Source organism: Companilactobacillus ginsenosidimutans (assembly GCF_001050475.1).
Taxonomy (GTDB): domain Bacteria; phylum Bacillota; class Bacilli; order Lactobacillales; family Lactobacillaceae; genus Companilactobacillus; species Companilactobacillus ginsenosidimutans.
Genome location: NZ_CP012034.1, coordinates 1,048,753 through 1,061,425, shown reverse-complemented (window position 1 = coordinate 1,061,425; position 12,673 = coordinate 1,048,753). Strand labels below are relative to the sequence as shown.

The window sequence follows — 12,673 nt, the reverse complement described above, 5'->3', positions numbered from 1 at the left end:
GTAAGACGCTTTGAAAGGACGTGTACACGTTTGAAACTTGAAAAATTCAAGAATCAGAATAAAGAAGAATTATCAATGATCGAAGTTGCTTATGAAATCCTCGATGAAAGTAACAAAGAGGCTAAGAACTTCTCTGATATCGTTAATGAGATCCAAACATACTTAGGGAAGACTGACGATCAAATCAAAGATCACTTACCACAATTCTATACAGACTTGAATAACGATGGTAGTTTCCTTTCACTTGGTGAAAACGTATGGGGATTACGTAAATGGTATCCATTCGACTCTGTTGATGAAGAGGTTAATCACCCTGAAGACAACGGTACTGAAAACACACATAAGGCTGCTCAAAAAGTTAATGCTTTCTTGAGTGACGATGATGAAGACGATGACGTTGTTGATTATGATGACGACAGTGATTTGAGTCTTAATGACGATGATGACGAAGACGATACAACAGAGGGCAGTGGTCCAGACTTATCTAAGTTTACTAATACTGATTTATCAGTTGATGACGATGATGATGACGACGAACACGATACTGGTCTTGATGATGGTATTGAAGGTCAATTAACAGAATTTGACGCTGACGACGATGATACAGACATCGATTTATCTGATGAAGATGATGACGACGATGATGATGATTTGGAAGATGACAACGATTCTGACGATTCAAAGAAATAAGATTTGCAATTTTGAGATTTAAGGTTTGACGATTGCCCATTGAAACAGTATTATATTGTTTGGGCTCTATTAGATAGACTAATTACAAGTTCCCTGTTCTATATGAATAGGGAGCTTTTTTATTTTTTAAGAAATCCCTAGATATAATATGTGGAGGAAAGCTATGACGAAGTATATTTTTATTACAGGTGGAGTTGTTTCATCTTTAGGAAAAGGAATTGTGGCCGCATCTCTTGGTAGATTATTGAGAAACCGTGGACTTAAGGTTACAATGCAAAAATTTGACCCATACATCAACGTGGATCCCGGAACAATGAGTCCATACCAACACGGTGAAGTTTATGTTACTAACGATGGTACAGAGACTGATTTGGACCTTGGTCACTATGAAAGATTTATTGATAACGATTTGAACAAATATTCAAACGTTACAACAGGTAAGATTTATTCAGAAGTAATCCGCCGTGAACGTCATGGAGATTACAACGGAGCAACTGTTCAAGTAATACCACATATTACAGATATGATTAAACAAAAAATAACACGTGCAGCTACAACAACTGATTCAGATGTAATTATTACTGAAGTTGGTGGTACTGTTGGTGATATTGAATCAACACCTTATTTGGAAGCTTTGCGTCAAATGAAGGCAGACGTTGGTTCTGAAAATGTTGTTTATATTCACACAACTTTAGTCCCATATTTGAAGGCAGCCGGCGAAATGAAGACAAAACCAACTCAACACAGTGTAAAAGAGTTGCGTGGAATCGGAATTCAACCTAATATCTTGGTAGTTCGTACAGAAAAACCAATGCCACAAAATATGAAAGACAAAATTGCTTCATTTTGTGATGTTGACGCTGAAGCTGTTATTGAATCCCGAGATGCAAGTTCAATCTACGATGTACCATTGAATCTTCAAGCACAAGACTTTGATGATATCGTATGCCGATACTTACACTTGGAAACAAAACCATCTGATATGACTGATTGGAATAAGTTGGTTGATCGTATTCACAACTTAAAACACAAGACTAAAATCACATTGGTTGGTAAGTATACTAAGTTACAAGATGCTTATATTTCTGTAACAGAAGCATTAAATGCTGCAGGTTATGTATATAATACTGATATTGAGTTAGAAAAGATTTCTGCTGACGAAATCACAGAAGATAATGTTGCTGATATTCTAAAGGATTCAGATGGTATTCTGGTTCCTGGTGGATTTGGTAGCCGTGGACTTGAAGGCATGATTACAACAATTAAGTATGCCCGTGAAAACGATGTTCCTTATCTTGGAATTTGTTTAGGTATGCAGATGGCAAGTATCGAATTTGCTAGAAACGTTGTTGGAATCAAGGATGCAACAACTGGCGAAGTTGACGCAAATGCTGATAACAAGATTATCGACTTGATGGCAGACCAAAAAGATATTGAAAATGTAGGTGGTACTTTACGTTTGGGTGCATATCCATGTAAACTAAAGGAAGGTACTAAAACAGCAGCCGCTTACGATAACCAATCTGTTATCCAAGAAAGACACAGACACAGATATGAATTTAACAATGCTTATCGTAAGCAATTCGAAGAACATGGACTAGTATTCTCAGGAGTTTCACCTGATAACCACTTGGTTGAAATTATTGAAATTCCAGAAAACAAATTCCACGTCGCTGCACAATATCATCCAGAGTTCTTGTCAAGACCAACTAAGCCAGAAGGCTTATTCAAAGCATTTATTGGTGCTGCATCAGGTCTTGCTGAAGAAGATCTCTAGGAGTTAATACTTTTTAATTTGATCTAGTTAATAAAAGTTAGGGAAAAACTTATGCAAAAACTTGTAATTAATGGTGGAAAAAAATTATCGGGGGAAGTTACGATTGGCGGTGCTAAAAACAGTACTGTCGCATTGATTCCTGCGGCAATCTTATCCAGTACTCCAGTCGTGTTAGACTCCGTTCCACAAATTAGAGATGTAGCGAATTTACGTTCCATTTTGCTTGATATGAATGTAACCTCAGAAGTAAAGAATGATGTCTTGAAAATTGATCCTACTCAAATTCATTTTGCTGAATTACCAAGTGGTAAGGTCAGTAGTTTACGCGCATCATATTACTTCATGGGTGCCATGCTGGGCCGTTTTGGTAAAGCAGTAGTTGGTTTTCCTGGTGGGGATGATATTGGTCCACGTCCAATTGACCAACATATTAAGGGATTTGAAGCTTTAGGAGCTCATGTTGAAAATAAACATGGTCAAATGATTATTACCGCACCTGAAGAAGGTCTAAAGGGAGCAAAAATCTTTTTAGATATGGTATCTGTTGGAGCTACTATTAATGTCATTTTGGCAGCTGTAAAAGCCAAGGGTACAACCGTGATTGAAAATGCTGCAAAGGAACCAGAAATTATTGATTTAGCAACATTTTTGAATAATATGGGTGCAGTTATCCGTGGTGTTGGTACGGAAACAATTCGTATCGAGGGTGTAGATGAACTTCGCTCAAATAACTCTCATACAATTATTCCAGACCGAATTGAAGCTGGTACTTATTTGAGCTTGGCTGCCGCAAATGGCGGAGATATTTTAATTAACAACATCATCAGCGAGCATTTGGATGCATTCCTAGCTAAGCTCGATGAAATGGGTGTGAATTTGGAGATTGGTGAAGACAGCATTTATGTCAAACCATCACCAGACATGAAAGCAGTTAATATTAAGACAATGCCATATCCAGGCTTTGCTACCGATTTGCAACAACCAATAACTCCATTGCTTATGCAATCTAAGGGTGAAGCAATGATTATTGATACCATCTATCCAAAGAGAATTAAACATATTTCACAGTTACAAAAAATGGGTGGAGACATCTCAAGTGAAAATGATTTGATTTTTGTACATGGAGGGGCACAATTAACCGGTGCAACAGTATCAGCTGACGAGATTCGTGCTGGTGCATGTTTAATGATTGCTGGATTAATGGCTGATGGAACAACTACAATCACTAATGCTGAAAACATCCTACGAGGTTACGACCGTGTAGTATGGAAATTACATCAATTACAAGCTGATGTAGAGTTAATTGGCCATGATGATTTAAAAGAAAATTGACAAACTAATAAATTCTTGTTAATTTATTCGTATCATAAAAACAGAGAGGAAGTGCGCCGTTGAGAAATTAAGTTGAAATTCAAATTAATATACTAATACTACTAGTGTGTTATTTGGCTTTGACTTTCTACTTCTCAATAGCGTGTTTTCCTAAAAGAGATACTCAATTAGGACGCTATTTAGCGTCCTTTTTTGTTACGTTTTTTTAGCAAGTCAGCCTTATTTGCACTTGAAATGAGGGATTTTACATGGGAACAATACAAATAACTAATTTAACTTTTAAATATGATCAGATGTCTACTAACCTTTTCGACTCGGTTAATTTAAGTATCGATGAAAGCTGGAAATTAGGATTGATTGGTCGAAATGGTCGAGGTAAGACTACTTTATTGAATATTTTGAGAAATAAGTTAGATTACAGCGGCTCAATTGTAACTAACTTGAATTTTTATTACTATCCTCAAAACGTTTCTAATCCGGCTAAGTTGGCGGGGGATGTTGCTCTAGAACTTTCTGGTTTGAAAGATTATGACATTTGGAAGGTTGAGCAAGAATTAGACAAGCTCAAAATGGACCTTAGCGTGCTTGAACGTCCTTTCGAAAACCTCAGCCCAGGTGAACGGACAAAATTGCTGTTAGCCGTTATGTTCGTCGATAACAATGGTTTCCAGTTGGTGGATGAACCAACTAACCATTTGGATATTGAGGGAAGAGAGGTCGTAGCTAATTATTTACGAGGCAAGCAGGGATTTATTGTCATTAGTCATGACCGAGGTTTTTTAAATCAAATAATTGACCATGTTATTTCAATTAACCGCAATACAATCGATGTTTATCAAGGAGACTTTGATACATGGGAGCAACAAAAGGATATTCGTGATAATTCCGAAATGGCTGAAAAAGCACAGTTAAAAAAAGATATTAAGAAGATGGAAGCTTCAGCTGTAAAAAAAGAGAACTGGGCAAATCAATCGGAGCGTAATAAGAATAAAAACATCAAGATGGATCTCCATACTAATTTGGACAAAGGCTTTCTTAGTCACAAGTCTGCTAAGATGATGAAAAAAGCTAGTACCATGCAAAAGCGAGCAAATGAAGCTGTTGAAAAGAAAAAGGATTTGTTGAAAGATATCGAGATTGATGACCCGATAGTATTAAATTACGTCGAGATTTCTCATTTCAATCAATTAATTTCTGCAGAAAATTTTCAAATGGTAAATGACTCAGTTCAAACACCTGAGGTAAGCTTCGAAGTTAAGACTGGTAAAGTCACTGCTTTACTGGGCAGGAATGGAATTGGTAAGTCAACAATTTTCAAACGAATTATGGATTTTGATCAACCGTTTGAGCAACGTGGAAATATTTCTATTAAAAAGGGAATTAAAGTGTCTTATATGCCACAAGAGACAACGTTACATGGTACTATTAGACAAGTTGCTGAAAATAGTGAGATAGATGTTGAACAAGTTTTCTCAAACTTACGTAAACTTGGATTTGAACGTGAATTGTTTAATGATCCAATTGAACATATGAGCCAAGGTCAAAAGCGCAAGGTTGCCTTGAGTTTGAGTCTTTCACAGGAAGCTAATTTATACTTGTGGGATGAGCCATTCAACTATTTAGACGTTATTACACGTGATCAAATTATTGCAGCAATAAAAAAACAGCATCCTACAATGCTGATTATTGACCATGATATTGGGCTAATTGATACAATTGCTGATGAAAAAGTAATGTTGAAAGAGTAGAATTATATTGAATATCTTGGTTGTTCATGATATTATTTAATACCGTTAGTAAATTAATCTCTATCTCCGTAAAGGACTTAGGGCAAAGGAGACATTTATAATGAAACAAGGAATTCATCCAGATTACCACCAAGTTGTATTCATGGATTCTTCAACTGGTAAGAAATTCTTAGCAGGATCAACTGTTAACTCAGATGAAACAACTGATTATGAAGGAACTGAATACCCATTGATTCGTGTTGAAATCTCATCAGATTCACATCCTTTCTACACAGGTAAACAAAAGTTTGCTCAAGCAGATGGACGTATCGATCGTTTCAACAAGAAATATGGTTTGTCAAACAAATAAGGCCATCCTTTCTCGGATGGCTTTTATTTTTTTCTTTTTTACAGAAACTTGTTGTTTCTAGGCTTTTTTCTTTTTCGTCCGCAGGTGTGTAAATACCCATACGAAGTTGATTAATGCAAGACCACTTGTCGTCAAGAATACGGCTGAATAGCTTAGTGCACTTGAGACATAAGAACCTAGAAGTGGGCCACAGACATTACCAACTGATTGGAAGGACTGGTTGTAACCAAAGACTCGTCCCGTATACTGCGTATCGGTATTTTTTGCTAACAAGGTTTGTACTTGTGGTACTAAGCAGGCATCAGATATTCCAACGAAAAAGCGAAGAATTGCTAATTGCCAGATGTTATTTACGAAAGCTTGTGGAATATATACAAGTACCGCAAATATCAATCCACCAATTAAAATTTTTCCAGTACCAATTTTATCACCCAATGCTCCAAAACGTGGTGCAGCAATAATGTTTGCAATACCAGGCAGTGCGGCAACAACTCCGGCGATGAGGGTAACCTTGTCGGAACCGTGCATTAGTTGTTTAACATACAAACTGATGATTGGGTTGATGGAATTATTGGACATTTGAATAATCATAGTAGTAATAAACATTGCTAGAATAATATTCGGATTTTTCAACTTATGAAAGATTTCCGTAGTTGAGGCTTCCTGACCTTTTGGCACAGGTTTGAAATCTTCTTTAATGAAAATCACTGTCAAAATAAAGGCGGTAAAAAGTAATGATCCAGTTATCATAAATGGAATTCTGTAGCCGAAGTATTGGGCGATAACGCCACCTACTAAAGGTCCTAACAAAGTTCCTGAGATAACGCCGGTGTTTAATGTTCCAAGAGCTTTTCCACTTTCGGATCTTGGAGCTGTAGATGCAATTAAAGTATTTGCATTACTTACGAATCCTGAAAATACACCTTGCAAAAGTCTTAATACTACTAATTGCCATGGTGCCGTGACGAACGCTTGTAGAAAGATAACAATCGACATACCTAATGCGGCACGAATCAACATTAACTTTCGACCACGTCTGTCGGCTATTTTGCCCCAGATAGGTGAGATGATTGCCATAACCAAGAAGGTTGATGAAAAGGCAATACCGTTCCAGATGACCAATTGACTTTTTGTGAAATTCCCCAAACTATTAATGTATAATGGCATAAAGGGTGTTATCATACTAAAGCCAATACCTGTTACAAAGGTACTAAACCAGAGGACGATTAGATTTTTTCTCCAATAGTTATTCTCTTTTGGAGTATTTTGTGTATTTGAACTCATAAATACATCAAATCCTTTCTAAGTTAATTAGTATACTCTTTTCATTTTTTGGGAGAAAATATTTTTTTAGAACTGGGGAATAGTATTCATGAAAATGAAGTTACGAGAAGTTTATTCGGCTTTAAAAATAACCGCTGAAAATATACCAGATGTTCAAATTACCGGCGTTTGCTTTGATAGTAGAAAAGCTAAGACTGGTGATTTGTTCTTCCCACTAAAGGGTGATCGCGATGGACATGAGTTTATCGAAAGTGCGATTAACAACGGTGCTTCAGCAAGTATTTGGCAAAAAGATCACCAAATAACTAACAAGGCAATTCCTTATGTAGTTGTTGATGATGTAATGACTGCCTTCAATACTTTAGCCAAATATTATTTGTCGAAAGTTAATCCTAAAGTTGTCGCTGTAACAGGTAGCAATGGTAAGACAACTACCAAAGATATGATTGCTAGTGTCTTGGCTGTGAACAATAATGTTGCTAAAACTCCAAAGAATTTTAACAACGATATTGGTGTGCCATTTACTATTTTAAATATGCCAATTAACACTGAAGTTTTGGTAATTGAAATGGGAATGGATCGCCCTGGACAGATCGAAAAATTAAGCACCATAGCAACACCTGATGTATCGGTTATTACGATGATTGGGGAAGCACATATTGAGTTCTTTGGAACTCGTGATAAGATTGCTGATGCTAAAATGGAGATCACTCACCATTTACAAGAAGATGGTATGTTCATTTATGACGGGGATGAACCGCTCTTGAATGAACGCGCACAAAACGTACAACAAAAAATTTCAACTTTTGGTCGCAATGATAGTAATACTATTTTTGCTACAGAAGTACATAGTGATAAACAACAAACGACCTTTAAGACAAACCTTTGGCCTGAAATTGAATTTAGTATTCCTATTATGGGAGACTACAATGTCAACAATGCAATGGCTGCCTTGTTAGTTGGACAGAGATATCATATTAAAGTCGAGAACATGCAAAAAGCTTTGTCAGAGCTTTATGTGACTGAGAACAGAACTGAATGGTTGAAGGCTAAGAATGGTGCAGACGTCTTAAGTGATGTGTACAATTCGAACCCAACTGCCGCAAGTGAAGTTCTTGATAATTTGAAAAAATTATCTACAGGTCGTAAAATAGTTGTTCTTGGGGATATGCTTGAACTAGGCGATGCTTCCAAGCGACTTCATGAATCTTTAGCTGATCATATTGATCCTAAGGATTTTGAGAAAGTCTATTTAGTTGGCAATGAAATGAAAGCATTGTACGATTTACTAGTTCAAAAGTATGACCCAACGAATTTAAGTTGGTATAGCTCAGACCAGTTAGTTCAGCTAACTGAAAATATAAAAGAAGAAATGAACTCAGATGACACAATCTTGCTAAAGGCAAGCCATGGCATTCATCTTGAAAATGTCTTAAAAGAATTAATTTAAGTGTGTCGGTTGAGTAACATTGGATAACGTGGTAATGTAGAACGATTATGTTTTAAACCATGTTCAAACGGAGGATTTTTGTGAAATTTAGTGAATTAAAATTAGATTCAAAATTATTAGCTGCTGTCGATGAGGCCGGATTCGAAGAAACAACGCCTATCCAAGCACAAACTATTCCACTTGTAATGACAGGTGATGACGTGATTGGGCAAGCCCAAACAGGTACAGGTAAAACTGCTGCTTTTGGACTTCCAATTTTAGATGCTGTAGATACTAATTCTAGTGATATTCAAGCATTGATTATTTCCCCAACACGTGAACTTGCAATTCAAACACAAGAAGAATTGTTCAAGTTAGGACGCAACAAAAAAGTTAGAGTTCAATCAGTTTATGGTGGTTCTGATATTAGAAGACAAATTAATGCCTTGAAAAACCATCCTAGTGTTGTTGTGGGTACTCCAGGACGTATTAAAGACCACATCAGCCGTCACACACTTAAGTTACACAACGTTAAGACTGTTGTTCTTGATGAAGCTGATGAAATGTTAGACATGGGATTCGTTGAAGATATCGAAAGTATCTTGTCAAACGTTCCTCATGATCACCAAACATTATTATTCTCAGCTACAATGCCTAAGCCTATCATGAAGATTGCTGATAAGTTTATGACAAAACCTGAAATCGTTAAAATTAAGTCAAAGGAATTAACAGCTGATAACATTGACCAATACTTTGTTAAAGCCAAAGATTTCGAAAAATTTGATTTAATGACACGTATTTTCGATGTTCAAGCACCAGAATTGGCCTTGATTTTCGGACGTACAAAACGTCGTGTTGATGAATTAACACGTGGATTACAAGCTCGTGGCTACAATGCAGAAGGTATTCACGGTGACTTATCACAAGATAAGAGAACTAGCGTTTTACGTAAGTTCAAAGCTGGAAAACTTGATTTCTTAGTTGCAACTGATGTTGCTGCCAGAGGTTTGGATATTTCTGGTGTATCTCACGTTTATAACTACGATATTCCTCAAGACCCAGACAGTTATGTTCACCGTATTGGACGTACAGGTCGTGCCGGTAAGTCTGGTGTGTCAGTAACATTCGTTACACCTAACGAAATGAGTTACTTACGTACAATCGAAAACCTAACTAAGAAACGTATGACACCATTAGCACCACCAACTGACAACGAAGTATTAAAAGGTCAAATGGAAGGTGTTAAGGAAGATATCAAAGATACCTTGGCACACGATAAGAATCTAGATCGTTTCAAGGATGCAACTGAAGAGTTGTTAAATGAATATACTCCTGAACAATTAGTAATGGTTTACTTGAGTTCAGCAATCAAGGATGCTGAAAGTGTTCCTGTTAAGATTGCTCCAGAACGTCCATTACCAGGTCGCAAGCAAAGTCATAACCGTTCAGGTCATGGCAATGGCAAACGTCGTTTCAGTCATGGTCGTCGTAGCGGTGAAAGAAATGAACACCGTGGTGGCAGACGTGATGATCGTCGAGGCGGAAATGGTGGTCACAGTCGTGGTGGTAATAACAGTAACCACAGACGTAATGACAGCAAGAAACCAACACAATCAAAGAAAGCATTCAAGATTAGAACAAATCTTTAATCTAAAATTGAATTGTGTATCATTATAAAAATGATTAAAATATAAATAAATGAGGGGGAGAGCATTCATTTGCTTCCCTCTTTTTTGTTGAAAACAAGGTGAGAAACGAATATGATTAAAGGCTTAGGAATAGATATTGCAGAAATTGATCGTGTGAGGAAGATTTATGGACGACATCCAAAATTTGTCGACAAAATTCTTAATCCCGATGAGATTGAAGTTTTTAATAGTCTAAATACAGAAAAACAAAAAATGACATATTTAACTGGAAGATTTTCCGCCAAGGAATCTTTTACAAAAGCTATGGGAACTGGATTAGGTAAAATTGGGTTTCACGATTTAAGTGTTCTCAATCATCCATCCGGTCAACCTTATATCAAGACTGAAATCTCGAAGGGAAACATTCAAATCTCAATATCTGATACAGATGAATTGGTTATTACTGAAGTCATCATAGAGGAGGAATAATTATGATTCCATCACTTCACAGACCAGCAACAGTTGAAATTAACATGGCAAACTTAAAATCAAATTTGCATAATGAATTAAAATCCGTACCCGCAGGTACAGACGTTTTTGCCGTAGTTAAAGCTAACGCATATGGACATGGTTTAGTTAAGGTTGCCCAAGCAGAAATTGAATTTGGAGCAACCGGACTTTGTGTTGCTACACTTGATGAGGCACTTGAAATTCGTGACTCGGATGTAGTGGCACCAATCTTGGTTTTAGGAATAACACCCGTTAAATACGCTGAAATTGCGAATAAAGCAGATATTTCTTTAACAGTCGGCTCATTAGATTGGCTTGAAGAAGCAGCACGTGAGAATATTTATCAGCTCAAAGTTCATTTAGGTGTCGATAGTGGCATGGGTCGAATCGGATTTCGTGACCATGATTCAGTAGTTAAGGCATGTATGTTTTTGAAAAATCATCCAGAATCATTTATCCCAGAAGGTTTATTTACTCATTTTTCAACCGCTGATAGCCCTGATGAGAAATACTTTGAGAAACAAGTGAGTCGTTTTAAGGAATTAAAAAGCGATTTACCAATTAAATTCAAGTATGTTCACTGTGCTAACTCAGCAACAGCATTGTGGCATCAGGATTTAGCTGTCAATATGGTTCGTTACGGAATTGCATTGTATGGATTGAATCCATCACAAACAGATATTTCTCAATTACCATATGAATTGAAACCCGTTTTGAGTCTTCATTCTGAATTGGTTTATGTTAAAAAAGTTGGACCTGGCGAAAGTATTGGCTACGGCGCAACTTATACAACTAATGATGAAGAGTGGATTGGGACTGTTCCAATCGGATATGCAGATGGTTGGTTGAGACGAATGTCAGGATCTGACGTATTGATTGATGGAATCCGTTGCAAGATAGTTGGACGGGTCTGTATGGATCAATTCATGGTTAAATTGCCACATGAGATGCCCGTAGGGACAAAAGTTATCTTGATTGGTAAAAGTGGTAATGATGAGATTACAGCTACTGACGTGGCTCAATATGCCGGCACTATTAATTATGAAGTGCTTTGTTGCTTGTCTGAAAGGTTGCCAAGAGTATACCGCGAGTAGAGAGTGGAATGACACGGTTAGTTCCGGTCATAACAGTGAAAAGAGGCATGATTCGCGAACTATGCGGATCCTGCCTCTTTTTGCAGTTATGTATAGGAAGCTGTGTCATGGAACTCGTTTCGGCTATAAAAATAGAACAGTTACCCAAAGAATCGGTAGTAGGTAAATTTCTCAGGAGCAAACAGCGGAGGAGAAATTACCGACCTTCGAGCTTAATCACAAAACAATCAAAAAAAGCGAGTTCTCCATATTGTGAGAACTCGCTTTTCAAGTTTTACAGTTTATCCAAAGCTTCTGCAAATTTTTTATCAGGTGTGTCCCTTGAATTATCAGGATACTTAATAAGCAACTTGGAAAGTACCATTGATAGTTCTTGCTGATAAGTAACGTCTTGATATATATCTCCTCCACCAGTTCTAATTGCATTGTTCATGGCACCAATTGCATTTCTATTAACAGGTCCATTTTCTAAAAATTCTAGTTTTCCGCCTTGTTTCACATACTTTTCAAAATTTTCATTTGGTATAAAGAGATCATCACATAGTTGGAATAAAGCATCGTGGAATTCTTTTTGTAGATGGTGTTGTTTATCCGCATTTACATTTGCGAGAACTATTGTTACGTAAGATAAGTCGTTTGTTAGGAAGACTAGATTTTTTCTGTCTACCGGTAGATAGTTTGCGTGCCAAGCGAATAGGGGATTGATTTCTGAGTCGTCATTTACTGATACTTTGGGTAATTGCTTGAATATTTTGTTTGATTTTTTTGTGGGTTTTATGAACATTTGAGGTGTCCTTTTTTTTGTTAAGTATTAGAACTACAAGCTCTATCT

The 12,673-nt window shown here is 36.9% G+C and carries 11 protein-coding genes; 9 read left to right on the top strand and 2 right to left on the bottom strand.

The genetic code is table 11. The annotated features are described in order from the left end of the window. The first annotated feature begins 30 nt into the window (after positions 1-30). The 5 genes from rpoE (at position 31) to ABM34_RS05640 (ending at position 5,896) form a co-directional block, all read left to right on the top strand. The gene (gene rpoE, locus ABM34_RS05660) at positions 31-690 is read left to right on the top strand and encodes a DNA-directed RNA polymerase subunit delta (protein ID WP_048704145.1); all 660 of its coding nucleotides are present in this window, start codon (positions 31-33) and stop codon (positions 688-690) included. A 163-nt stretch (positions 691-853) separates the two neighbouring features. Further along, positions 854-2,467 (top strand): CTP synthase, encoded by a 1,614-nt coding sequence (locus tag ABM34_RS05655; RefSeq protein ID WP_048704143.1) that lies wholly within the window; start codon positions 854-856, stop codon positions 2,465-2,467. A gap of 51 nt (positions 2,468-2,518) precedes the next feature. After that, complete coding sequence (locus tag ABM34_RS05650) at positions 2,519-3,799, top strand: UDP-N-acetylglucosamine 1-carboxyvinyltransferase (RefSeq protein ID WP_048704142.1); 1,281 nt, start codon at positions 2,519-2,521, stop codon at positions 3,797-3,799. 248 nt (positions 3,800-4,047) lie between these two features. Next, entirely contained in the window at positions 4,048-5,547 is a 1,500-nt protein-coding gene (gene abc-f / locus ABM34_RS05645; protein WP_048704140.1) for a ribosomal protection-like ABC-F family protein, read from the top strand. A gap of 100 nt (positions 5,548-5,647) precedes the next feature. Next, a complete protein-coding gene (locus tag ABM34_RS05640; RefSeq protein WP_048704138.1) occupies positions 5,648-5,896 on the top strand; it encodes a type B 50S ribosomal protein L31 in 249 nt (82 codons plus the stop codon). A 57-nt stretch (positions 5,897-5,953) separates the two neighbouring features. Here the strand turns inward: ABM34_RS05640 and ABM34_RS05635 are convergent, their stop codons facing one another. Continuing rightward, positions 5,954-7,180 (bottom strand): multidrug efflux MFS transporter, encoded by a 1,227-nt coding sequence (locus ABM34_RS05635; RefSeq protein ID WP_048704136.1) that lies wholly within the window; start codon positions 7,178-7,180, stop codon positions 5,954-5,956. Between the two features lie 88 nt (positions 7,181-7,268). On the opposite strand from ABM34_RS05635, the gene ABM34_RS05630 reads away from it, so the two are divergent. The 4 genes from ABM34_RS05630 to alr all read left to right on the top strand — a co-directional run bounded on the left by ABM34_RS05630 (position 7,269) and on the right by alr (position 11,841). Next, the gene (locus ABM34_RS05630; RefSeq protein ID WP_048704134.1) at positions 7,269-8,630 is read left to right on the top strand and encodes a UDP-N-acetylmuramoyl-tripeptide--D-alanyl-D-alanine ligase; all 1,362 of its coding nucleotides are present in this window, start codon (positions 7,269-7,271) and stop codon (positions 8,628-8,630) included. Between the two features lie 80 nt (positions 8,631-8,710). Next, on the top strand, positions 8,711-10,258 hold the full coding sequence (gene cshA, locus ABM34_RS05625) for a degradosome RNA helicase CshA (protein WP_048704133.1): 1,548 nt from the start codon (positions 8,711-8,713) through the stop codon (positions 10,256-10,258). A gap of 111 nt (positions 10,259-10,369) precedes the next feature. Further along, a complete protein-coding gene (gene acpS / locus ABM34_RS05620) occupies positions 10,370-10,726 on the top strand; it encodes a holo-ACP synthase (protein WP_048704131.1) in 357 nt (118 codons plus the stop codon). Between the two features lie 2 nt (positions 10,727-10,728). After that, complete coding sequence (gene alr, locus ABM34_RS05615) at positions 10,729-11,841, top strand: alanine racemase (protein ID WP_048704129.1); 1,113 nt, start codon at positions 10,729-10,731, stop codon at positions 11,839-11,841. A gap of 274 nt (positions 11,842-12,115) precedes the next feature. On the opposite strand, the gene ABM34_RS05610 is transcribed toward alr, so the two are convergent. After that, complete coding sequence (locus ABM34_RS05610; protein WP_048704127.1) at positions 12,116-12,625, bottom strand: DUF6933 domain-containing protein; 510 nt, start codon at positions 12,623-12,625, stop codon at positions 12,116-12,118. Positions 12,626-12,673 lie beyond the last annotated feature (48 nt).